The 23,549-nt window shown below is 71.7% G+C and carries 16 protein-coding genes, 1 pseudogene and 2 riboswitches; of the genes and pseudogenes, 8 read left to right on the top strand and 9 right to left on the bottom strand.

Going from position 1 to position 23,549, the window contains the following annotated elements; all coding sequences use genetic code 11:
- Positions 1-70 precede the first annotated feature (70 nt).
- Complete coding sequence (locus ACGFYP_RS02645; protein WP_393485570.1) at positions 71-1,579, top strand: DUF4246 family protein; 1,509 nt, start codon at positions 71-73, stop codon at positions 1,577-1,579.
- A gap of 232 nt (positions 1,580-1,811) precedes the next feature.
- Here ACGFYP_RS02645 and meaB read toward each other — a convergent pair whose 3' ends face one another.
- Genes meaB through ACGFYP_RS02630 form a run of 3 tightly spaced genes read right to left on the bottom strand, consistent with a single transcriptional unit; the run spans position 1,812 to position 6,777 of the window.
- Positions 1,812-2,801 (bottom strand): methylmalonyl Co-A mutase-associated GTPase MeaB, encoded by a 990-nt coding sequence (gene meaB / locus ACGFYP_RS02640; protein WP_393485568.1) that lies wholly within the window; start codon positions 2,799-2,801, stop codon positions 1,812-1,814.
- On the bottom strand, positions 2,798-4,972 hold the full coding sequence (scpA, locus tag ACGFYP_RS02635) for a methylmalonyl-CoA mutase (protein WP_393485566.1): 2,175 nt from the start codon (positions 4,970-4,972) through the stop codon (positions 2,798-2,800). Before scpA ends, meaB begins: the two co-directional genes overlap by 4 nt.
- Positions 4,972-6,777, bottom strand: a complete 1,806-nt coding sequence (locus tag ACGFYP_RS02630) for a methylmalonyl-CoA mutase family protein (protein ID WP_393485563.1) — start codon at positions 6,775-6,777, stop codon at positions 4,972-4,974. Before ACGFYP_RS02630 ends, scpA begins: the two co-directional genes overlap by 1 nt.
- Positions 6,778-6,925: 148 nt before the next feature.
- Positions 6,926-7,112: riboswitch (cobalamin riboswitch) on the top strand.
- Between the two features lie 258 nt (positions 7,113-7,370).
- On the opposite strand from ACGFYP_RS02630, the gene ACGFYP_RS02625 reads away from it, so the two are divergent.
- From ACGFYP_RS02625 to ACGFYP_RS02605, 5 genes are read left to right on the top strand one after another with little or no spacing between them, the layout of a single operon-like run.
- Positions 7,371-8,894 carry a CoA-acylating methylmalonate-semialdehyde dehydrogenase gene (locus tag ACGFYP_RS02625; RefSeq protein ID WP_393485560.1) on the top strand — a complete coding sequence of 508 codons (1,524 nt, stop codon included), beginning with the start codon at positions 7,371-7,373 and terminating at the stop codon, positions 8,892-8,894.
- Between the two features lie 6 nt (positions 8,895-8,900).
- The gene (locus ACGFYP_RS02620) at positions 8,901-10,049 is read left to right on the top strand and encodes an acyl-CoA dehydrogenase family protein (RefSeq protein WP_393485558.1); all 1,149 of its coding nucleotides are present in this window, start codon (positions 8,901-8,903) and stop codon (positions 10,047-10,049) included.
- Positions 10,046-11,137, top strand: a complete 1,092-nt coding sequence (locus ACGFYP_RS02615) for an enoyl-CoA hydratase/isomerase family protein (protein ID WP_393485556.1) — start codon at positions 10,046-10,048, stop codon at positions 11,135-11,137. The genes ACGFYP_RS02620 and ACGFYP_RS02615 overlap by 4 nt, the downstream gene beginning before the upstream one ends.
- A complete protein-coding gene (gene mmsB / locus ACGFYP_RS02610; protein ID WP_393485554.1) occupies positions 11,134-12,027 on the top strand; it encodes a 3-hydroxyisobutyrate dehydrogenase in 894 nt (297 codons plus the stop codon). The genes ACGFYP_RS02615 and mmsB overlap by 4 nt, the downstream gene beginning before the upstream one ends.
- Positions 12,024-12,815, top strand: a complete 792-nt coding sequence (locus ACGFYP_RS02605) for an enoyl-CoA hydratase (protein WP_393485552.1) — start codon at positions 12,024-12,026, stop codon at positions 12,813-12,815. Before mmsB ends, ACGFYP_RS02605 begins: the two co-directional genes overlap by 4 nt.
- A 73-nt stretch (positions 12,816-12,888) precedes the next feature.
- Here the strand turns inward: ACGFYP_RS02605 and metE are convergent, their stop codons facing one another.
- The 4 genes from metE to aceA form a co-directional block, all read right to left on the bottom strand.
- The gene (metE, locus tag ACGFYP_RS02600; RefSeq protein WP_393485550.1) at positions 12,889-15,207 is read right to left on the bottom strand and encodes a 5-methyltetrahydropteroyltriglutamate--homocysteine S-methyltransferase; all 2,319 of its coding nucleotides are present in this window, start codon (positions 15,205-15,207) and stop codon (positions 12,889-12,891) included.
- 162 nt (positions 15,208-15,369) lie between these two features.
- Positions 15,370-15,590, bottom strand: a riboswitch (cobalamin riboswitch).
- 113 nt (positions 15,591-15,703) lie between these two features.
- The gene (locus ACGFYP_RS02595; RefSeq protein WP_393485548.1) at positions 15,704-16,654 is read right to left on the bottom strand and encodes a 3-hydroxybutyryl-CoA dehydrogenase; all 951 of its coding nucleotides are present in this window, start codon (positions 16,652-16,654) and stop codon (positions 15,704-15,706) included.
- Positions 16,651-18,249 carry a malate synthase A gene (gene aceB / locus ACGFYP_RS02590; RefSeq protein ID WP_393485545.1) on the bottom strand — a complete coding sequence of 533 codons (1,599 nt, stop codon included), beginning with the start codon at positions 18,247-18,249 and terminating at the stop codon, positions 16,651-16,653. The genes ACGFYP_RS02595 and aceB overlap by 4 nt, the downstream gene beginning before the upstream one ends.
- Before the next feature lie 184 nt (positions 18,250-18,433).
- Positions 18,434-19,714, bottom strand: a complete 1,281-nt coding sequence (gene aceA / locus ACGFYP_RS02585; RefSeq protein WP_393485543.1) for an isocitrate lyase — start codon at positions 19,712-19,714, stop codon at positions 18,434-18,436.
- 379 nt (positions 19,715-20,093) lie between these two features.
- On the opposite strand from aceA, the gene ACGFYP_RS02580 reads away from it, so the two are divergent.
- Positions 20,094-21,500, top strand: coding sequence for a short-chain fatty acyl-CoA regulator family protein (locus ACGFYP_RS02580; protein ID WP_393485540.1), 1,407 nt, complete (start codon positions 20,094-20,096; stop codon positions 21,498-21,500).
- Positions 21,501-21,529: 29 nt separating this feature from the next.
- Here the strand turns inward: ACGFYP_RS02580 and ACGFYP_RS02575 are convergent.
- Positions 21,530-22,392, bottom strand: a pseudogene (locus tag ACGFYP_RS02575) (cation:proton antiporter).
- A 5-nt stretch (positions 22,393-22,397) separates the two neighbouring features.
- On the bottom strand, positions 22,398-22,883 hold the full coding sequence (locus ACGFYP_RS02570; RefSeq protein WP_393485538.1) for a cation:proton antiporter regulatory subunit: 486 nt from the start codon (positions 22,881-22,883) through the stop codon (positions 22,398-22,400).
- A gap of 228 nt (positions 22,884-23,111) precedes the next feature.
- Between ACGFYP_RS02570 and ACGFYP_RS02565 the strand changes: the two genes are divergently transcribed.
- A complete protein-coding gene (locus ACGFYP_RS02565; RefSeq protein WP_393485536.1) occupies positions 23,112-23,504 on the top strand; it encodes a nuclear transport factor 2 family protein in 393 nt (130 codons plus the stop codon).
- Positions 23,505-23,549 lie beyond the last annotated feature (45 nt).

Here is a 23,549-nt window from a genome sequence, read left to right as displayed (position 1 = left end):
GAGGGCTGCGGTGTCAGTCTGCTGGGCTATTCTTCCCGCCACCGCACACCGACTGTAGGGACCACGAGAATTGACCGGCCTGTCTGCTTTTCCGCTGCCCTTTCACGCTTCCCGTTCCATAGCGTTCGCGACTCCCCGAACGCTGCGGGAAGTTCAGATGATGCGGTGCAGCTCCCACATTCGGGCGAAGCCGGGGTGGTTCGACAAGATGAACGATGCCGACATCGTCGGCAGGTGGACGCAAGAGGCGGTCGCCCAGGGCCTCACCGAAGCGCAGGTTCGATACGTGCTTGCCGAACTCGTGCATTACGTCGCGCTGCGGGACGGACGGACCGGTATCGAGGTGTCCGCCGTCGACGGGGTGTGGCAGTCGGACACGCTGGTCGACGACAAGCTCAGGTCCCGGCTGCGCGAGGCGGTTCGGGTGCTGGAGCAGGTTCCCGAAGCTGAGAAGGACTGGCATCCCGGATCCGACGGTCAGGTACTGGATCTGGTTCATCCCTCACTGTTCTGCCTGGTGAGAGAGGCGAGCGGCGCGCCCGAGCGGGCTTGGCAGAACCCGACGGACCGCTACTCGACGTACGAGTTCTCGGAGAAGTTCCAATGGCTGCCCACGGACGTCGACGTCAGTGACGACGGCGACGTCGCCTTCCGTTCGTACGTCAACAACGTCCATCCCGAGGAACATCGCGAACTGGCCTCCGTCCTGCCGGACTTGTTCGCGCGCATGCGCCCGCTGCTGGAGAACGTGCTCACCGATCTGCGTCATCCGCGGCCCCTGCGGATCGAGGCCGATCCTTACGGGTGGTACGACTCGAAACCGGAATATCCGGTCAGGTCTGCCTTCAGCGATGCCGGGGCCCACGCGGACGCACTTGACGCATGGACGGACGCCTACGAGGAGTGGTGGGAGAACCGCCGTCCGGTCATCCCGGACGCCCCTGCCTTCACCCGGCCCGAGGTACCCGACGAATCCGCCCGGGTCGATCTACGCGGCCGCCGTCTTCAGGTGATCGTCAAGCTCGCCACCGTTCATCTCACCCCGGACAAGCCCGAGTACCCGGGCGGTTCCTGGCATGTCGAGGGGATGCTGAACGAGCGGATCGTCTCGACCGGTATCTACTACTGGGACAGCGAGAACATCACCGAAAGTCGGCTGAGTTTCCGGGCGGCACTCGACGACCCGCACTACGAACAGAACGACGACGACGGTCTGCGTGAGGTCTACGGCCTGGAGGACGAGGACGCACTGAACCAGATGCTGGGATCGGCGTCGACGCCGGAGGGGCGCTGCCTGGCGTTCCCGAACGTCCTGCAGCACCGCGTCAGCCCATTCCGCCTCACGGACCCCACCCGCCCGGGACACCGCAAGATCCTTGCGTTCTTCCTGGTCGACCCGTCGGAAGCGATCGTCTCGACATCCGATGTGCCACCGCAGCAGCCGTGGTCCGACACCTCGACCATGACGCTTGAACAGGCCAAGACCTACCGCGAACAACTCATGCAGGAACGCAAGTTCTTCGTCGACGAACACAACGAGCAGATCTACGAACGGGAATTCTCCCTCTGCGAGCACTGAACCTCGGTGGGTCCGCCCCGCGTTGGGGCGCCTGAGCCGGATCAGTCGGGCGGGAATGCCTGGGGCCCGGGAGTTTCCTCCCGGGCCCCAGGGCGGCACCCGGGGCTCCTGGGCGGCACCCGGGGCTCCTGGGCGGCACCCGGGGCTCCTGGGCGGCACCCGGGGCTCCTGGGCGGCACCCGGGGCTCCAGGGCGGCACCCGGGGCTCCAGGGCGCGCCCCGGCCGCCCGACTCAGCCTCGGTCCGTCGGCTCCTCGAAGGCGCGCAGCAGGCGCTCGGCGGCCGTCGTCGCCGTCAACACGCCGTCCCTGAGCTGCTGTTCGACGTCGGGCGTCAGGTCGCGTACGGCCGGGTGGGAGTGCAGGCGGCCGAGGAGTTCGTCGCGGACCATCGTCCAGGTCCAGTCGACCTGCTGGTCCCTGCGGCGGGCGGCGAGGCGGCCGGTCGAGTCGAGCAGGGTGCGATGCTGTTCGAGCCGTTCCCAGACGGTGTCGAGCCCCGTCGACTCGCGGGCGCTGCAGTGGAGGACGGGCGGCGTCCACGCGGCGTCCGCGCCGTGCATCAGCCGGAGCGCACCCGACAGCTCCCGGGCGGCCGCGCGGGCGTCCCGCTCGTGCGGACCGTCCGCCTTGTTGACCGCGATCACGTCCGCCAGCTCCAGGACGCCCTTCTTGATGCCCTGGAGCTGGTCACCGGTCCGCGCCAGGGTGAGCAGCAGGAAGGAGTCGACCATCTCGGCCACGGTGGTCTCGGACTGACCGACACCGACGGTCTCGACGAGGACCACGTCGTAGCCCGCGGCCTCCATCACGATGATCGACTCGCGCGTCGCCTTGGCGACCCCGCCCAGCGTCCCGGCCGTCGGCGAGGGCCGGACGAAGGCCGCCGGGTCCACGGCGAGACGTTCCATCCGCGTCTTGTCGCCGAGGATCGAGCCGCCGGTCCGGCTCGACGACGGGTCGACGGCGAGCACCGCGACCCGGTGCCCCGCGCCGGTCAGCATCGTGCCGAAGGCGTCGATGAACGTCGACTTGCCGACGCCCGGCACGCCGCTGATCCCGATCCGTCGCGCCTTGCCGCTGTGCGGCAGCAGCTCGGTGAGCAACTGCTGGGCAAGGGCCCGGTGTTGGGGGCGGGTGGACTCGACGAGCGTGATCGCGCGGGCCACGACGGCACGCTTCCCGTCGAGCACCCCCTTCACATACGCGTCGAGGTCGATCACAGCTCGTGCCCGAGGCCGTCCGACAGTCGCCGTACCAGGTCGTGGGCCGCGTCCGGGATCACTGTGCCGGGCGGGAAGACGGCGGCCGCGCCCATCTCCAGGAGGGTCGGCACGTCCTGCGGAGGAATCACCCCGCCCACCACGATCATGATGTCCTCGCGGCCCTCCGCCGCCAGTTCCTCCCGCAGCGCCGGTACGAGCGTGAGGTGGCCGGCGGCCAGCGACGACACCCCGACGATGTGCACGTCCGCCTCGACGGCCTGCCGCGCGACCTCGCCCGGGGTCTGGAACAGCGGGCCGACGTCCACGTCGAAGCCCAGGTCGGCGAAGGCGGTGGCGATCACCTTCTGGCCGCGGTCGTGGCCGTCCTGGCCCATCTTGGCGACCAGGATGCGCGGCCGGCGGCCCTCGGCCTCCGCGAAGGCGTCGACCAGGGTGCGGGTGCGTTCGACGGACGGGGACTGCCCTGCTTCGGTGCGGTACACACCGGAGATCGTACGGATCTGGCTCGCGTGCCGCCCGTACACCTTCTCCAGGGCGTCGGAGATCTCACCGACGGTCGCCTTGGCGCGCGCCGCGCGGACGGCCAGCTCAAGCAGGTTGCCCTCGCCGCCCGCCGCCCGGGTGAGCGCGTCCAGCGCGTCCCGGCACGCGGTCTCGTCCCGCTCCTCGCGCAGCCGCCGCAACTTGGCGATCTGCTGGGCACGTACGGAGGAGTTGTCGACCTTGAGCACGTCGATCTGCTCGTCGGAGTCCACCCGGTACTTGTTGACGCCGATCACCGGCTGGCGCCCGGAGTCGATGCGCGCCTGGGTCCTGGCCGCGGCCTCCTCGACGCGCAGCTTCGGGATGCCGGCGTCGATGGCCTGCGCCATGCCGCCCGCGCGCTCGACCTCCTGGATGTGCTTCCAGGCGCGGCGGGCCAGGTCGTACGTCAGCTTCTCCACGTACGCGCTGCCGCCCCAGGGGTCAATGGAGCGGGTCGTGCCGGACTCCTGCTGGATGAGCAGCTGGGTGTTGCGGGCGATCCGCGCCGAGAAGTCGGTGGGCAGCGCGAGCGCCTCGTCGAGGGCGTTGGTGTGCAGCGACTGGGTGTGGCCCTGGGTGGCCGCCATCGCCTCGACGCACGTACGCGTCACGTTGTTGAAGACGTCCTGGGCGGTCAGCGACCAGCCGGAGGTCTGCGAATGGGTGCGCAGGGAGAGCGACTTGGCGTTCTGCGGCTCGAACTGCTTCACCAGCTTGGCCCAGAGCAGGCGGGCCGCCCGCATCTTGGCGATCTCCATGAAGAAGTTCATGCCGATGGCCCAGAAGAACGAGAGCCGGGGCGCGAACGCGTCCACGTCCAGGCCCGCTTCCCGCCCGGCCCGGATGTACTCGACGCCGTCGGCGAGGGTGTACGCGAGCTCCAGGTCGGCCGTCGCGCCCGCCTCCTGGATGTGGTAGCCCGAGATGGAGATCGAGTTGTAGCGCGGCATCCGCTGCGAGGTGAAGGCGAAGATGTCGGAGATGATCCGCATCGACGGCTTCGGCGGATAGATGTAGGTGTTGCGGACCATGAACTCCTTGAGGATGTCGTTCTGGATGGTCCCGGCCAACTTCTCGGGCGGTACGCCCTGTTCCTCCGCCGCGACGATGTACAGCGCGAGAACCGGCAGCACCGCGCCGTTCATCGTCATCGACACGGTCATCTTGTCCAGCGGAATGCCGTCGAAGAGCTGCCGCATGTCGTAGATCGAGTCGATCGCCACGCCCGCCATGCCGACGTCACCGGTCACGCGCGGGTGGTCGCTGTCGTAACCCCGGTGCGTGGGAAGGTCGAAGGCGACCGAGAGGCCCTTCTGACCGGCCGCCAGATTGCGCCGGTAGAACGCGTTGGACTCCTCGGCCGTGGAGAAACCGGCGTACTGACGGATCGTCCAGGGCTGGTTGACGTACATCGTCGGGTACGGGCCGCGCAGGTACGGGGCCATGCCCGGGTAGGTCCCGAGGAAGTCGAGGCCCTCCAGGTCCTGCCCGGTGTACAGCGGCTTGACCGCGATGCCCTCCGGGGTCTCCCAGAGCAGGTCGTCACCGCCGGCGGCCTTCTTCACCGCCGTACGCCATTCGTCGGCGCTTCCGTCGGCGGCCGGGGTACCCAGCTCGATCCCGGAGAAGTCGGGGACGGACATCAGGACACTCCCATCCGGTCAAGGGTGGCGGCGAGCACGGCGACCGCGTCGCAGCCCGCGAAGACATAGGTGTCGACCGCGTACGGCCCGGGCCGGCCCGCGAGGAACACGTGCCCCGCGCCCCCGGTCCTCAGCTCCCGCGCGCGTTCCTCCGCCTGCTCCTCGTAGAGCGCGTCGCTGGAGCAGAGGCAGGCCTCGCTCGCCCCGCTCTCCTCAAAGGTGCCTCCGGTGACGGCCTCGATGCCGCCCGCCTGGAAGAGGTTGGCGGCGAACGTGGCTCGTGCCGTGTGCGCGGCGGCGGGGCCGAGCGTGGCAAGGAAGATCCGTGGCCGGGCGCCGGTCGCGGCGAGGTGTGCGTCGGAACGGGCGCGCAGCGCCTCGAAGGCGTCGTCGCGACGGACCCGGGGGAGCCCGCCGGAGGGCGGCTCGGGCGCGGGCTCGCGGATGACGGGCTTCTCGGCGAGGTTCGGGAACTCGCTGACACCGGTGACGGGTTCGCGCCGCTTGGCGAGCTTGGCGCTACGGGCCGACCAGGTCTCGGCGAGCCGGTCGCCGATCATCCCGGAGCGCAGGGCGGCGGCCTGGCCGCCCGCGCTCTCGATCGTCTGGAAGAACTCCCAGCCCGCGTGGGCGAGTTCGTCCGTCAGGCGCTCCACGTACCAGGAGCCGCCCGCCGGGTCGATGACCCGTGCGAGGTGCGACTCCTCGATGAGGATGGTCGAGGTGTTACGGGCGATGCGCCGCGCGAACGCGTCCGGCATGCCGAGCGCGTGGTCGAAGGGCAGTACGGTGACGGAGTCGGCGCCGCCCACGCCCGCGGCCAGGGTGGCCACGGTGGTGCGGAGCATGTTCACCCAGGGGTCGCGGCGGGACATCATCACCGGGGATGTCACCGCGTGCTGGCGCTGCGCGCCCGCGCCGCTCGCCCCGCTGACCTCGGCCACCCGGGCCCAGAGCCTGCGCGCGGCACGGAACTTGGCGATCGTGAGGAACTGGTCGGCGGTGGCCGCGTACCGGAACTCCAGCTGCCCGAGGGCCTGTTCGACCGTGAGTCCCGCTTCCGTGAGCTGCCGCAGGTACGTGACGCCGGTCGCGAGTGCGCACCCCAGCTCCTGCGCGGCCGAGCCGCCGGCCTCGTGGTACGGCAGTGCGTCCACGGTCAGGGCCCGCAGGCCCGGGTACTCCTCGACGCAGCGCCGGGCGAGCCCGGCGGCGGGGGAGAAGTCGTACGGCCGGCCCGTGCGGGCCTCCAGGCCGAGGGGGTCCGCCCCCAGGTTGCCGCGCGCCGCCTCCGGGGCGACGCCCCGCTCCTCGTAAAGCCGCAGCAGTTCCCGCGCGGCCTCCTCCACGTCCTGGCCCGCGTCGAGGACGACGGGCGCGAGGTCGAGGTAGACGCCTTCCAGGACCTGGCCCAGACGCCCGACGGGGAAGCCGCCCTCGCCGACCACCAGCCAGAGCGAGGTGACGCCGTTCTCCAGGTCGGCGAGGACCGTCGGGGCGTCGGGGGTCGTGTGTCGCTGGCGTACGTCCCAGCCGCCGGCTGTGTTGCCCTCGGCGCGGCCGGACCGGACGAACGGGGCGAAACCGGGGAGGCCGGGCTCGGGGGCGGTGTCCTCGGCGGCATAGAGGGGACGGACGCGGAGCGCGTCCTCCAGGGCGGTGGACAGGGCGTCCTCGGCCGCCGGCCCCTCGACGTCCTTGCCCGACTTGCGCAGCACCCCGGCCACCAGGTGCTGCCACTGTTCACGGGATGCGTCGGGGAATTCGGCGGCTAGGGAGAGCCCGTCGTCGGGAAGGACAGTCATGCTCGGATGTTAGGTCAGCTCGCTCAAACGGTAGTCGTGGCACCGCTGTGACCTTGCCCATTGCGGGTAGGTCTTGAAGCGCCGACGGCATCCGTTCTAGGGATGGAGCCGCGGGTGATCACCCGCCCGGGGGTGGATTTACTAGGACGTCCAACTATATAGTCGCGGCGAAGGCCCGCGGTGCAGGGAAGCCGGTGTGATTCCGGCGCGGTCCCGCCACTGTGACCGGGGAGTACGCCGTCGAGCAGCACGCCACTGACAGTCCGCTGTCGGGAAGGCGGACGGCGCGCGCTGATCCGGGAGTCAGGATACCGGCCGCGGGATGTTCCGTGTTGTCCACGAGGATGGAGCTGACACGCATGGCATCGGTGCGCCCGCACACTCCCAGCGGATCCGGCCGACGGGCTCCCGCCCGTCGAGGAGTCCGTCGAGAAGGATCCCACCACCGCAGGCCCGTCAGGACCTGACGGCGCCTCCGCCATTCGCGCTCTCGCGCCGCACCCCCCACCGTCCCGCCCACGCCTCCCGGCGTGCGCGCGGTCGCGGTGGTCCTCCGGCGCGCCATCCGGATCACCTGACGAGAGCAGGCATTCATGGTCCGCGCACAAGACACCACCCCCGTACGCGAGTTGACCCACTTCGTCGGCGGCAGGCACACCCCGGGAACCTCGGGGTCCTACGGCGACGTGTACGACCCCAACACCGGCGAGGTCCAGGCCCGCGTGCCGCTGGCCAACCGGGCCGAGACCGAGGCCGCCATCGCGGACGCCGCCCGGGCGCAGCGCGACTGGGCCGCCTGGAACCCGCAGCGCCGCGCCCGGGTCCTCCTGCGCTTCCTCCAGCTGGTCGAGCAGGAGAAGGACGACCTGGCCAGGCTGCTCTCCTCCGAGCACGGCAAGACCGTCGCCGACGCCCACGGAGACCTCCAACGCGGCCTGGAGGTCGTGGAGTTCGCCGCCGGCATCCCGCACCTGCTCAAGGGCGAGTTCACCGACAACGCCGGGACCGGCATCGACGTCCACTCCCTGCGCGCCCCCCTCGGCGTCGTCGCAGGGATCACCCCGTTCAACTTCCCCGCGATGATCCCGCTCTGGAAGGCAGCCCCCGCCCTGGCCTGCGGAAACGCCTTCATCCTCAAGCCCTCCGAACGCGACCCGTCCGTACCGCTGCGGCTCGCCGAACTCTTCCTGGAGGCGGGGCTGCCGCCCGGCGTGCTCAACGTCGTCAACGGAGGCAGGGAAGCCGTCGACACCCTCCTCGACGATCCCCGCGTCGCCGCCCTCGGCTTCGTCGGCTCCACCCCCGTCGCCGCGCACGTCTACGCCACCGCCGCCGCCCACGGCAAGCGCGCCCAGTGCTTCGGCGGCGCCAAGAACCACATGATCGTGATGCCGGACGCCGACCTCGACCAGGCCGTCGACGCCCTCATCGGCGCCGGGTACGGCTCGGCCGGCGAGCGGTGCATGGCCATCTCGGTCGCCGTCCCCGTCGGCGAGGAGACCGCCGACGCCCTCGTCGCCCGGCTGAAGGAGCGCATCGGCGCGCTGAGGATCGGCCGCAGCGACGACCCGGACGCCGACTTCGGCCCGATGGTCGGCCCGGACGCAGTCGAACGGGTCCGTACGTACGTCGGCATCGGGGTCGAGGAGGGCGCCGAACTCGTCGTCGACGGACGCGACTTCGTCCTCCCCGGGCACGAGGGCGGCTTCTTCGCCGGGGCCTCCCTCTTCGACCGGGTCACCCCGGAGATGCGCGTCTACCAGGAGGAGATCTTCGGCCCCGTGCTCTGCGTGGTCCGCGCCGCCGACTACGAGGAGGCCCTGCGACTGCCGAGCGAGCACCTCTACGGCAACGGCGTGGCGATCTTCACACGTGACGGCGACACCGCACGGGACTTCACCCGGCGCGTCGACACCGGCATGGTCGGCGTCAACGTGCCCATCCCGGTGCCGGTGGCGTACCACACCTTCGGCGGCTGGAAGCGGTCCGGCTTCGGCGACCTGAACCAGCACGGCCCCGACGCCATCCGCTTCTACACCCGCACGAAGACCGTGACCTCGCGCTGGCCCGCCGGGCTGCGCGACGGCGCGAGCTTCACCCTCCCCACGATGGGCTGAGCGACCATGACCACGACCCTGCTCACCGAGGATCAGCGGGCCCTGGTCGAGACCACCCTCGACTTCGCCCAGGACCACCTCGCCCCGCACGCCCTGGACTGGGACCGCGACAAGCACTTCCCCGTCGACGTCCTGCGCAAGGCCGCCGGACTCGGACTCGGCGGCGTCTACGTCCGCGAGGAGTCCGGCGGCTCCGGCCTCACCCGCTCCGACGGCGTCCTCGTCTTCGAGACCCTCGCCTCGGGCTGCCCGTCCATCGCGGGCTACCTCTCCATCCACAACATGGTCGCCTGGATGGTCGACCACTACGGCGACGAGGCCCAGCGCCTGCGGTGGCTGCCGCGCCTGTGCGCCATGGACGACCTGGCCAGCTACTGCCTCACCGAACCCGGCGCCGGATCCGATGCCGCGGCCCTCACCACCCGGGCCGTACGCGACGGGGACCACTGGGTGCTCACCGGGGTCAAGCAGTTCATCTCCGGCGCGGGCGCCTCCCAGCTGTACCTGGTGATGGCCCGCACCGGGGGCGACGGCGCCGACGGCGTCTCCGCCTTCCTCGTCGACAAGGACGACCCCGGGCTCTCCTTCGGGCCCGACGAGCGGAAGATGGGATGGAACGCCCAGCCCACCCGCCAGGTCGTCCTGGACGCGGTCCGGGTTCCTGCCGACCGGCTCCTCGGCGGCGAGGGCCAGGGCTTCCGCATCGCCATGAACGGCCTGAACGGCGGCCGGCTCGGGATCGCGGCCTGCTCCCTCGGCGGGGCGCGCAGCGCCCTCGACCGCAGCCTCACGCACCTCGCCGACCGGCAGGCGTTCGGGCGGCGGCTCCTCGACGCCCAGGCCCTCCGCTTCCGCCTCGCCGACATGGCGACCGAACTCACCGCCGCCCGCGCCCTGGTCCAGCAGGCCGCCCACGCCCTCGACCGCGGCGACCCCCGGGCCCCGGAGCTGTGCGCGATGGCCAAACGGTTCGCCACCGACACCGGGTACTCCGTGGCCGACCGGGCCCTCCAGCTGCACGGGGGCTACGGCTACCTCAGCGAGTACGGCATCGAGAAGATCGTCCGTGACCTGCGGGTCCACCAGATCCTGGAAGGAACCAACGAGATCATGCGCGTCATCGTCGCTCGCGGACTGACGGAGGCCTTCGAATGACCGCCCCGGACCGCGCACAGGACCACGCACCCGTACTGCTCCACACCACCGGCCACATCGGCCACATCACCCTCAACCGCCCCAAAGCCCTCAACGCCCTCACGCACGCCATGGTGCGGTCCATCGACGAGGCGCTCACCGCCTGGGAGCACGACCCGGCCGTCGAGACCGTCGTCATCAGCGGCGCCGGTGAGCGCGGGCTGTGCGCGGGCGGAGACATCCGCGCCATCCACGAGGACGCCCGCGCCGGCGGCCGGGCCTCCGCCGACTTCTGGCGCGACGAGTACCGGCTCAACGCCAGGATCGCCCGCTACCCCAAGCCGTACGTCGCCCTCATGGACGGCATCGTCATGGGCGGCGGCGTCGGGATCTCCGCGCACGGCAGCGTCCGGATCGTCACCGAGCGCTCCCGGATCGCCATGCCCGAGACCGGCATCGGCTTCGTCCCGGACGTCGGCGGCACCTACCTGCTGGCCCTCGCCCCCGGCGAACTCGGCACCCACCTCGCGCTGACCGGCGCGCCGGTGGGCGCCGGCGACGCCCTGCTCTGTGGGCTCGCCGACCACCACGTACTGTCCGCCGCGCTCGGCCCCCTCCTGGCCGACCTGGCCGAGCTGCCCGTACGGGACGCCCTCGCCCGCCATGTGCGGCCCGAGCCGCCCGGGGAGCTTGCCGGGCGCCGGGAGTGGATCGACGCCTGCTACGCCGCCGACACCGTCGAGGAAATCGTCCACCGGCTCCTCGGCCACGGGAACCCGGAGGCGAAGGAGGCCGCGGAGACCCTCCTCGCGAAGTCCCCGACCTCGCTCAAGGTCACCCTGGCCGCCCTGCGCCGGGCCCGGCACCTCGGCCCGCTGGAACGGGTCCTCGACCAGGAGTACCGCGTCTCCCTCGCGGCCCTGACGAGCCCCGACCTGGTGGAGGGCATCCGCGCCCAGGTCGTCGACAAGGACCGCGCCCCGCGCTGGCGCCCGGCCACCCTCACCGAGGTCACCGACGCCGACGTCCAGCGCTTCTTCGCCCCCCTCGGCGAGCCCCACGAACTGGGGCTCGCCGGACCCGACTCCACCCCGGAGGTGGCCTGGTGAGCCGTACCGTCGCGTTCATCGGACTCGGACACATGGGCGGCCCCATGGCCGCCAACCTAGTGAAGGCCGGCCATCGCGTCCTCGGCCACGACCTCGACACCGACGCCCTGGCGAGCGCCGCGAGGGCGGGCGTGGAGCCAGCCGCCACCGCCGCCGAGGCCGTCTCGGGCGCGGACGTGGTCGTCACCATGCTGCCCACCGGCCGCCACGTCCTCGACCTGTACGACGGCGTCCTCGCCGCCGCCCACCCCGGCACCCTCCTCGTCGACTGCTCGACCATCGACGTCGCCGACGCCCGCACCGCCCACGAACGGGCGACGGCCGCCGGTCTGCGGGCCCTCGACGCCCCGGTCTCCGGCGGCGTCGTCGGCGCGGAGGCCGCCACGCTGACGTTCATGGCAGGCGGGACAGAGGAGGAGTTCGCCGAGGTACGCCCCCTCCTGGAGGCCATGGGGAAGAAGAGCGTCCACTGCGGCGGCCCGGGCGCCGGCCAGGCCGCCAAGATCTGCAACAACATGATCCTCGGCGTCTCCATGATCGCCGTCAGCGAGGCGTTCGTCCTCGGCGAGAGCCTCGGCCTCTCCCACCAGGCGCTCTACGACGTGGCCTCCACTGCCTCCGGGCAGTGCTGGGCTCTCAGCGTCAACTGCCCCGTTCCCGGCCCGGTTCCGACCAGTCCCGCCAACCGGGAGTACCGGCCCGGCTTCGCCGCCTCCCTGATGGCCAAGGACCTGGGCCTGGCCGCCAACGCCGCCCGCGACGGCGGCGTCCGCGCCGAACTCGGACTGCGCGCAGCTGAGTTGTACGCCACCTACGCCGAACGCGCCGGAACCACCGAGGACTTCTCCGGCATCGTCCGCACGATCAGGGAGAACGGAGGACGCGCATGACCGTCCACGACGTGCGCGAGTACGAGACGATCCTCGTCGAACGCAAGGGCCGCACCGCCCTCGTGACCCTCAACCGGCCGGGCGCCCTCAACGCGCTGAACCTCCAGGTCATGAACGAGGTCGTGGCCGCCACCGAGGCCCTCGACCGGGACCCGGACTGCGGCTGCGTCGTCATCACCGGCTCGGCCAAGGCCTTCGCCGCCGGGGCCGACATCAAGGAGATGCGGCCCCAGGGCTACCTGGACATGTACCTCGCGGACTGGTTCGCCGCCTGGGACCGGCTCGCACAGCTGCGCACCCCGACCGTCGCCGCCGTCTCCGGGTACGCCCTCGGCGGCGGCTGTGAACTCGCCATGCTCTGCGACGTCCTGCTCGCCGCCGACACCGCCGTCTTCGGCCAGCCGGAGATCAAGCTGGGCGTCATCCCGGGCATCGGCGGCTCCCAGCGGCTGACCCGCGCGGTCGGCAAGGCCAAGGCCATGGAGATGTGCCTCACCGGCCGCACCATGGACGCGGCCGAGGCCGAGCGCGCGGGCCTCGTCTCCCGGGTCGTCCCGGCCGACGAACTGCTCCCCGAGGCCCTCGCCGTCGCCGAGACGATCGCCGGCATGTCGCTGCCGGTGGCGATGATGGCCAAGGAGGCGGTGGCCCGGGCCTTCGAGACCACGCTCGCCGAGGGCGTCCGCTTCGAACGGCGGCTGTTCCACGCGGTGTTCGCCACCGGCGACCAGAAGGAGGGCATGGCCGCCTTCGTCGACAAGCGACCGCCCGAGTTCCGCCACCGCTGATCCCGGATCGCCCGGCGTCACGGGCCGGGGCCGGGGCACGCGCACGTGCCCCGGCCCCCTCGCGCGCTCCGGGTCAGGACGCCGGCAGCTCGCTCCGTACCGTGCGCGCCGCCGCGACCAGGTTCTCCAGCGAGGCACGGGTCTCCGGCCAGCCCCGGGTCTTCAGACCGCAGTCGGGGTTCACCCAGAGCCGCTCGGCGGGAATGGCCTTCAGCCCCGTACGGAGCAGGTCGGCGGCCTCCTCGGCGCTCGGGACGCGCGGGGAGTGGATGTCGTACACGCCGGGACCGGCCTCGCGCGGGTAGCCGTGCGCGGCCAGCTCGCGGGCGACCTGCATGTGCGAACGGGCGGCCTCCAGGCTGATCACGTCCGCGTCCAGGTCGTCGATGGCCCGCACGATGTCACCGAACTCCGCGTAGCACATGTGCGTGTGGATCTGGGTGTCCGGCCGGACCCCGCTGGTGGAGAGCCGGAACGCCTCCGTCGCCCACGCCAGGTACGCGGCGTGGTCCGCGGCCCGCAGCGGCAGGGTCTCCCGCAGGGCAGGCTCGTCGACCTGGACGACCGAAGTGCCCGCCGCCTCCAGGTCGTTCACCTCGTCGCGCAGGGCGAGCGCCACCTGCCGGGCGGTCTCGCCGAGCGGCTGGTCGTCGCGGACGAAGGACCAGGCGAGCATCGTGACCGGTCCCGTCAGCATGCCCTTGACCGGGCGGTGGGTCAGGGACTGCGCGTACGTCGTCCAGCGCACCGTCATCGGCGCGGGGCGGGAGATGTCGCCGGCCAGGATCGGCGGCCGGACGTACCGGGTGCCGTACGACTGGACCCAGCCGTGCTGGGTGGCGAGGTACCCGGTCAGCTGCTCGGCGAAGTACTGGACCATGTCGTTGCGTTCGGGCTCGCCGTGCACCAGGACGTCCAGGCCCGCCTTCTCCTGGAACGCGATCACCTCCTGGACCTCCGCCTTGACCCGTTCCTCGTAACCGGCCGTGTCGAGCCGGCCCGCGCGCAGGTCGGCGCGGGCGGTGCGCAGTTCGGCGGTCTGCGGGAAGGACCCGATGGTGGTCGTCGGCAGCAGCGGCAGACCGAGATGGGCGTGCTGGGCGGCGGCCCGCTCGGCGTACGGCTGGGAGCGGCGGGCGTCGGCGGCGGAGACCGCGCCGGTACGGGCGCGCACGGCCGGGTCGCGGGTGAGCGGGGACTCCGCCCGCGAGGCCAGGTCGGCCCGGTTGGCGGCCAGTTCGGCGGTGATCGCGGAGGTGCCGCGGGACAGGCCCTTGGCGAGGGTGACGACCTCGGCGGTCTTCTGCCGTGCGAAGGCGAGCCAGCGCAGGATCTGCGGGTCGATGTCCCGCTCGGCGGCGGCGTCGAGGGGGACGTGCAGCAGGGAGCACGAGGCCGCCACGTCGACCCGGTCGGCGAGACCGAGCAGGGTGCCGAGGGTCGTCAGGGACTTCGCGAGGTCGTTGACCCAGATGTTGCGGCCGTCGACCACGCCGGCGACCAGGCGCTTGCCGGGCAGCCCGCCGACAGCCGCGAGCGCCTCCAGGTTGGCGCCGGCGGAGCCGGTGAAGTCGAGCGCGAGCCCCTCGACCGGTGCCTTGGCGAGGACCGGCAGGGCCTCGCCGAGCCGGTCGAAGTACGAGGCGACCAGCAACTTGGGCCGGTCCGTGCGGCCACCGAGCTCGCGGTAGACGCGGGCGGCGGCGTTCAGCTCGGCCGGGGTGCGGTCCTGGACCAGCGCGGGCTCGTCGAGCTGCACCCACTCGGCGCCCGCGGCCCGCAGGTCGGCGAGGACCTCGGCGTACACCGGCAGCAGCCGGTCGAGGAGCGTCAGCGGGTCGAAGTCGGCGGCCACCCCGGGCGCGGGCTTGGCGAGGAGCAGATAGGTCACGGGGCCGACGAGGACCGGGCGGGCGGTCAGGCCGAGGGAGAGGGCCTCCGTCAGCTCGGCCACCTGCTTGGAGGAGTCGGCCGTGAAGACCGTGTCCGGACCCAACTCGGGGACCAGATAGTGGTAGTTGGTGTCGAACCACTTGGTCATCTCCAGCGGCGCGACGTCCTGCGTACCGCGCGCCATGGCGAAGTAGCCGTCGAGCGGGTCGGCGGAGACGGCGTCCCGGTGGCGCGCGGGGATCGCGCCGACCATCACGGTGGTGTCCAGGACGTGGTCGTAGAGGGAGAAGTCGCCGGTCGGCACCTCGTGGACGCCCGCCTCGGCGAGTCGGCTCCAGTGGGTGCGGCGCAGTTCGGCGGCGGTGGTCCGGAGGGCGTCGGCGGTGACGCGGCCCTTCCAGTACCCCTCGATCGCCTTCTTCAGTTCCCGGTGCTGCCCCTGACGGGGGTAGCCGTACACGGTGGCCCGTGCTGCCGCGGCTGCGGGCTTGGTGGTCACGGAGATCTCCTTCGCGAGATGAATCCCTGAGATCCCGGCGACGGGACGAGAGCGCGAAGGGGTGACCGACCGGACGGCCTACCTCGCGCCGTACGCGCGGGTCTCCGTCTGGTGTGGTCGCCGACCCGCCCTCGAGGTCACCGGAATGTCCGCGCACGCATGGTCCGTACGCGGGCAGATGGCAGGTCTTCGGACTCGCGGGCACGTCCTCCACGGGGGAGGACACCTAGTGGCCGTCGCTTCCCAGACCCGTACGGGTCCAGTGCGTATGACGGCGGTCGTTCCCGCTCACCGCTGCGGGGCAGTCCCGGATTTCCACCGGGTTCCCTCTTACGACGCATCCCGTCCGGCTGACGGGGCGAACCAGCTGCACCGGCCACCCTAAGGGGCTGTCCAGCGCTGTGCCGGGAGATGTCCACCATACGGATGGTGAGGTGAGACACCTTGCCGGTCCGCCCGTCGGTCCGCCCCGTCGGTCCGCCCCGTGGTTCCGGGCTCAGCCCCGGCCTGCGTACGGGTGGAAGCCCCGGCCCGTCTTGCGGCCAAGGAGACCCGCCTCCACCATCCGCTGGAGCAGCGGAGGCGGCGCGTAGAGGGGCTCCTTGAACTCCTCGTAGAGCGACTCCGCGATCGAGGCGACGGTGTCGAGACCGATGAGGTCGGCCAGCTTCAGCGGGCCCATCGGGTGGGCGCAGCCCAGCTCCATGCCGGCGTCGATGTCGGCGGCGGTGGCGAAGCCGGACTCGGCCATGCGGATCGCCGAGAGCAGGTAGGGCACGAGCAGCGCGTTGACGACGAACCCGGCCCGGTCCTGCGAACGGACGACCGTCTTGCCCAGCGCGTCCGTCGCGAAGCGCTCCACGCGGGCGACCGTGTCCGGCGCGGTGTGCAGCGAGCTCACGACCTCCACCAGCGGCAGCACCGGCACGGGGTTGAAGAAGTGCAGCCCCACCACCCGGTCGGCGCGGCTCGTGGCCATGCCCAGGCGCATCACCGGGAGCGAGGAGGTGTTGGTCGCCAGGACGGCCGACGGGTCCTCGACGATCTTGTCGAGGCGGGTGAACACCTCGGTCTTGGCCTCCGCGTTCTCGACGACGGCCTCGATGACCAGCTGCCGGTCGGCAAGCTCCTCCAGATCGCCGGTGAAGACGATCCGGGCGAGCGCGTCCCGCGCGGCGGCCGGCTCCAGCTTGCCCCGCCGAACCGCGCGGTCGAGCGATGCGGTCACCCGCTCCCGCGCGGCCCGGGCGGCCACGGCGTCCGTCTCGCAGACGATCGTGTGCCGTCCGGCCCGCGCGCAGACCTCCGCGATGCCCGCCCCCATCTGGCCGCCGCCGACCACTCCGACGCGGGTGATCTCGTCGGCGTCGGCGATCGCGGCACCCGTGCTCTCGGCTTCCGCGATCGCGGCACCCGTGCTCTGGGAGCCCGTGATCCCGGCGCTCATGAGCGGGGCTCCGCGTGGCGCACGAGGTGGCGGGAGTAGGCGTCCGGGGTGAAGAAGAGCGGCAGTTCGCCGCTGAGCGCGTTCCGTTCGAAGAGCGCCCGCACCTCCTCCACCGGGGCCCAGGGGTACGCGGCGCCGAGCGCGGCGAGCTCCTCGTCGAGGAGTCCGACGACCGTCTCCCGGTCGATCAGCCGGTGCCGTACCCACTGCCAGATCTGGACGCGGGCGATCTCGGCGGTCGCCGCGTCCTCCATGAGCCCGTCGAGTGCGACGGCACCCTGACCGCGCATCCAGGCCGCGAAGTAGCCCAGGGCGACCGCGATGTTCGTGCGGATGCCCTCCGGGGTGGGCGGTCCGCTGATCCGGCGTACCGACAGCAGGTCCGCCGGGGTCACCTCGACGTCGTCCCGTGTCCGGTGGATCTGGTCCGGGAGGTCGCCGAGCACGCCGTCGAAGACCTCGCGGCAGACCGGGACGAGACCGGGATGGGCGACCCAGGAGCCGTCGAAGCCGTCCTCCGCCTCCCGCTCCTTGTCGAGCCGGACCTTGGCGAGCGCGGCCTCGTGGGCGGCGGGGTCCTTGCTCGGCACCTGCGCGGCCATGCCGCCGATGGCGTGCGCGCCCCGCTTGTGGCAGGTGCGCACCAGGAGTTCGGTGTAGGCCCGCATGAACGGCGCCGTCATGGTGACCTTCGCCCGGTCGGGCAGGAGGAAGTCGGTGCGGTGGCCGAAGGTCTTGATCAGGCTGAAGAGGTAGTCCCAACGGCCCGCGTTGAGACCGGAGCTGTGCTCGCGCAGCTCGTGGAGGATCTCCTCCATCTCGAAGGCGGCGGTGATCGTCTCGATGAGCACGGTGGCGCGGACCGTGCCCCTCGGGATGCCGAGCAGCTCCTGCGCCAGCAGGAACACGTCGTTCCACAGCCGGGCCTCGTACCGGTTCTCCAGCTTCGGGAGGTAGAAGTACGGGCCGTGGCCCGCGTCGATCTGGCGCCGGGCGCAGTGGAAGAAGTACAGGCCGAAGTCCACGAGGGAGGCGGGCACCGGGGCACCGTCGAACTCCAGGTGTTCCTCGACGAGGTGCCAGCCGCGCGGCCTGACGACGATCGTGGCGAGCCGGTCGCGGTCGGCGAGCCGGTACTCCTTGCCGTCCTCGCCGGTGAAGTCGATGCGCCGCTCGATCGCGTCGAGCAGGACGAGCTGGCCGCCGACGACGTTCTCCCACGTCGGCGCGGTGGCGTCCTCGAAGTCCGCCATCCACACGTGGGCACCGGAGTTGAGGGCGTTGACCGCCATGCGGCGGTCCGGAGGGCCGGTGATCTCGACCCGCCGGTCGGTCAGACCGGGCGCGGGCGGCGCGACCCGCCAGGACGGGTCGGCGCGGACGGCGGCGGTGGCCGGGGAGAAGTCGAGGGGGGCACCGCCGGCCAGGCGCAGGGCCTGGCGGCGGCGTTCCTTCATCAGGTCCAGTCGGCGTGCGCCGAACGCCGCCGCCAGCTTCCCGACGAAGTCCAGGGCGGCGGGTGTGAGGATCTCGGCGTGCCGGTCACCCGGTGCGGCGAGGACGCGGACGCGATGGGTCAGCGCGGTGGTGGGCATCGGACTCTCCTGGGTGGAACCTGCGGGCGGACGGACGGACGGACGGAACGGGACCTGGGGTCGGGCCTGACGGGATCCGGGTTCGGGCCTGACGGGACCTGGGTCCGGGCCTGCGGCGACCCGTTTTGGGTCTTACCGGAGCCGAGTTCAGGCCTGACGGCACCCGGGTTCGGGCCGCGAGGTCCTAGTGGAACTGCTCTTCCTCCGTGGAGCCGGACAGGGCCGTGGTGGAGGAGGCCGGGTTGACGGCGGTGGAGACCAGGTCGAAGTAGCCCGTGCCGACCTCGCGTTGGTGCTTCACGGCGGTGAAGCCCTGCGCCTGCGCGGCGAACTCCCGCTCCTGCAGGTCGACATAGGCCGTCATGCCGTGCTCGGCGTAGCCGCGGGCGAGGTCGAACATGCCGTGGTTGAGGGAGTGGAAGCCGGCCAGCGTGATGAACTGGAACTTGTAGCCCATCGCGCCCAGTTCGCGCTGGAACTTGGCGATCTGGTCATCGTCGAGGGCCGCCTTCCAGTTGAAGGACGGCGAGCAGTTGTACGCCAGCATCTGGTCCGGGTACCGGGCGTGGATGGCCTCGGCGAACTCCCGTGCCTGTGCCAGGTCCGGGGTGCCCGTCTCGACCCAGATGAGGTCGGCGTACGGGGCGTAGGCGAGGCCGCGCGCGATGACAGGGCCCATGCCGTTGCGGACCCGGTAGAAGCCCTCGGCCGTACGCTCGCCGGTCACGAACTCGGCGTCGCGCTCGTCGACGTCGCTGGTCAGAAGCGTCGCCGCGAGGGCGTCGGTGCGGGCGACGATCAGCGTGGGCACGTCGGCGATGTCGGCGGCGAGCCGGGCCGCGTTCAGCGTCCTGATGTGCTGCGCGGTGGGCACGAGGACCTTGCCGCCGAGGTGGCCGCACTTCTTCTCGGACGCGAGCTGGTCCTCGTAGTGGATGCCCGCCGCACCGGCCGCGATCATCGCCTTGGTCAGCTCGAAGGCGTTCAGCGGTCCGCCGAAGCCGGCCTCGGCGTCGGCGACGATCGGCGCGAGCCAGTCCGTCGTGTCCGTGCCGCCCTCGGCCGTCGCGATCTGGTCCGCCCGCAGCAGGGCGTTGTTGATCCGACGGACCACCTGGGGAACGGAGTTGACCGGGTAGAGGCTCTGGTCGGGGTAGGTGTGGCCGGCCTGGTTGGCGTCGGCGGCGACCTGCCAGCCCGAGAGGTAGATGGCCTGGAGTCCTGCACGCACCTGCTGGACCGCCTGGCCGCCGGTGAGCGCGCCGAGGGCGTGGATGTAGTCCTGCTCGTGCAGCTGTCGCCAGAGCCGCTCGGCGCCGCGCCGGGCCAGCGTGTGCTCCTCGCGGACGCTGCCGGAGAGCCGCAGCACGTCCTCGGCGCCGTACGTGCGCTCGATGCCGGCCCAGCGCGGGTCGGTCGCCCAGCGCTCGGCGAGCTGCTCGGCGGTCGGGTTCGTCTCTGCCATGGTCGTCACCGTTTCCTTGGATCTGCTGTGTTTGCCAACCCCTGGTGCGTTCGTTCGCAGAGGTGGCACCAGGTGTCTCGACTTGGGTCGCGGCCCGCCGACGCCCGGGACGGGGCGGAGGTGAGCAATCTGGCCGTCCAGACTGTCGCGGCGCCGGGATTGCCGACATCAGGGCATGAATCGGATCCCGACCCGCGGCCTGGACCTGCCGGGTCCGGCGGGCCGCACTCCGACTCTGGCACTGGCACCCCGTGCCATCAATCGTGGATGTCTGCCAAGTTCTGCGAATCTTCCGACGCCAGATTGCCAAGATTGCGAAGGCTTCGAAGGGTGCCGTCTCGCGTACGCTGCTGCTGTCCCGGACTCGGAGGAGCGCGCGGTGGGGAAGACGTATGCGGGGGCGCGGCTGCGACGGCTGCGCGAGGAACGCCGGATGAGCCAGGCGGAGCTGGCCAGGACCCTGGGCATCTCGCCGAGCTACTTGAACCAGATGGAGCACGACTCCCGGCCGCTCACGGTGCCCGTGCTGCTCCGCCTCACCGAGACCTTCGGCGTCGACCCGGGGTTCTTCTCCGAGCGCGACACCGGCCGACTGGTGGCGGACCTGCGGGAGGCCCTTGCGGGGGAGCTGTCCGCGTCGCGCGTGGCCCCCTCGGAGCTGGCCGAACTGGCCTCGCGCATGCCCGATGTCGCGCGCGTCCTGGTCCAACTGGGCCGCCGCAACCAGGCGTTGTCCGAGCAGCTGGCCGACTCAGCCGACGGCCGGCACACGGCCGGGGAGGTGCCGCGCTCACCGCACGAGGAGATCCGGGACTTCTTCTACCGCCGCCAGAACTACCTGCACGACATCGACCTCGGGGCGGAAGGGCTGGCCGCGGAGATCGGCATCCAGCCGGGCGAGGTCGTCCGGGCCCTGACGGCTCGGCTCGCCGACACCCACGGCGTACGGCTGTCCACGGAGACCGGCGACCGGCTCCACCACTACGACGGGCCGACGCGGACCCTCCATCTCTCCCCGCGCCTGCGCCCCGGCCAGCGCGCCTTCCGCATGGCCACCCAACTGGCCCTGCTGGAGTGCGGCGCGGAACTCGACCGGCACGCGGCCGAGGACTTCGCGCCCGGATCGCCCGCGCACGCCCTGGCCCGCATCGGGATCGCCAACTACTTCGCGGCGGCGCTGATCCTCCCGTACCGCTCCTTCCACGCCGTCGCCGAGGAGTTCCGCTACGACATCGAGCGCCTCACCGACCACTTCGGCCTCGGCCACGAGACGGTCTGCCACCGGCTGAGCACCCTGCAACGGCCCCGGCTGCGCGGGGTGCCCTTCTCCTTCGTCCGCGTCGATCGCGCGGGCAACATGTCCAAGCGGCAGTCGGCGACCGGCTTCCACTTCTCCCGCGCGGGCGGCACGTGCCCACTGTGGAACGTGTACGAGGCGTTCGCCGCCCCCGGCCGCATCCACGTCCAGATCGCCGCGATGCCCGACGGGCAGCGCCATCTGTGGACCGCCCGCGCCGTCACCCGGCACCGCGGCGGCTGGGGCGAGCCCGGCAAGACCTTCGCGATCGGCCTGGGTTGCGAACTCCGCCACGCCTCGCGCGTGGTGTACTCCGACGGCCTCGACCTCGACAACGCGGCGGCGGCCACGCCGATCGGGATGGGCTGCCGGCTCTGCGAACGGCTCGACTGCCCCCAGCGCGCGGTCCCGCCGCTCGGCCTCCCCCTGCGGATCGACCAGAACAGCGGCACGTTCGTGCCGTACCCGGTGGCGGACTCGGCGCGATGACGGACGGGCTCACGGCCTTCCTGCCGGGGTTACGCCTTCCCCGCGGTGCCGTCGTCCGCGGGCTCCAGGGTCTCCTCGGCAGGGGCTTCGACCGGAGTGGCCGCGACGGCCGGGGCTCCGCGGAAGCGGAAGCGAGTGCGGGTGCGGGTTCGGGTGCTGAGGCGAGCGGTGACGTGGGTGGCGATCGGCTCGGTGTAGCGGGCGGTGAGCGGGCCGAGGACGACGAGGACGAGGACGTACGCCGTCGCGAGGGGGCCGAGGGCCGGTTCGACGCCGGCGGTGACGGCGAGACCCGCGATGACGATGGAGAACTCGCCCCGGGCGACCAGGGTGCCGCCGGCCCGCCAGCGGCCTTTGACGGAGATCCCGGCCCGCCGGGCGGCCCAGCGGTGGCGATCTTCGTCGCCGCCGTGACCACGGCGAGTGCGAGCGCGGGCAGGATCACCGGCGGGATGCTGGCCGGGTCGGTGTGCAGCCCGAAGAAGACGAAGAACACCGCCGCGAACAGGTCCCGCAGCGGGCTGAGCAGGTTGTGCGCGCCCTCGGCGACCTCGCCCGACAGGGCGATGCCGACGAGGAAGGCGCCGACGGCGGCGGAGACCTGGAGCTCGATTCCCGCCGGGTATTGGGTCTTGAGGTTGGTCACCAGATCACTGGCGGTGTATTCGAGTCCCAGCATCAACAGCAGGAGGATCACGCCGATTTCGGCGCCGATCGCGACGAACTCCTCGCTGGTTCCCAGCGGAAGGAGCCCGCCCTCGCCGAACGCGAGGCCCGCGAGCAGGTAGAGGGGTATCGGGGAGAACTGGAAGCGTCCGGCGAGGCGGCCCAGCAGGCCCAGCGCGAGGATGATCGCGCCGAACTCGATCAGGAAGACGGCGGAGGAGTGCATGGCTCTCACTCCCGGCCGAGGATCGAGGCGGCCGCTTCGACGCCCTCGCGGGTGCCGATCACGATGAGGGTGTCCCCGCCCGCGAGACGGAAGTCAGGGGCGGGCGACGGGATCGCATCGGCCCGGCGCAGGACCGCGACGATCGAGGCGCCCGTCTCGGTGCGGGTCCGGGTCTTGCCCAGGACCCGTCCGTTCCAGTGCGAGTGCGCGGACAGTTCGATCCGCTCGGCGACGAGCCCCAGGTCGGTGGTGGAGAGCAGGTTGGGGCTGTGGTGCGAGGGCATCAGCGCGTCGATCAGCGCCTCCGCCTCCTTCGCGGTGAGCCTCGCGGACAGCGCGCACTCGTCGGGGTCGTCCCTGCGGTACGCGTTCAGCGTCCGGGTGCCGTCCCGGTGGGCGATCACCGACAGGCGCCGGTGCTCACGGGTCGTCAGGTCGTAACGGACGCCTATGCCGGGGAGCGGCGTGTTGCTCATACGTGGAACGGGCACGGGAACCCCCTGTGCGTGCTGAAGCCGAAAGAAGAAACGAGTGGCGCCCCCGGCGTCCACCCTGTCGACATGTCTACCGGCCGAGCGTCGCGATCTCGTGCTCGAAGAGGGGCTTCCGGATTCACGTCCTTCCCCGCGAAGTAGCGGGACAGTGCGGGCTGGACAGCGCCCCGCCCCGGTCATAGCCTCCTCCCTACCTATTCAACTATTTGAGTATTGCGAGGGCGCATGCACCCGTTCCGCAAGGCCGTCGAGAACCGGGACACGGCCGCCATCGAGGCCCTGCTCGCCGAGGACGTCGTCTTCACCAGCCCCGTGGCCTTCAAGCCGTACGCCGGCAAGGCCATCACCGCCGCGATCCTCCGGGGCGTGATGCGGGTCTTCGAGGACTTCACCTACGTCCGCGAGATCGAGAACGCCGACGGCCGCGACCACGCCCTCGTCTTCACCGCGACCGTGAACGGGCGCCGGATCCAGGGCTGCGACTTCCTCCACTTCGACGAGGACGGGCGGATCGACGACTTCACCGTCATGGTCCGGCCGCTGTCAGCCGCGCAGGCGCTCGCCGAGGCGATGGGCGCCCAGTTCGACCGCATCGCGCAGGAGGCGGCTGAGGCATAGGTGGCTCAGGCATGGCAGGGCGGCCCGGGCGTGGCCGGCCCGGGT

Origin of the sequence: Streptomyces sp. NPDC048370 (assembly GCF_043200825.1) — a bacterium.
In the GTDB taxonomy this organism is placed as follows: domain Bacteria; phylum Actinomycetota; class Actinomycetes; order Streptomycetales; family Streptomycetaceae; genus Streptomyces.
The sequence above is the reverse complement of the archived record's forward strand: the minus strand, read 5'-3'. Positions and strand labels throughout refer to the sequence as shown.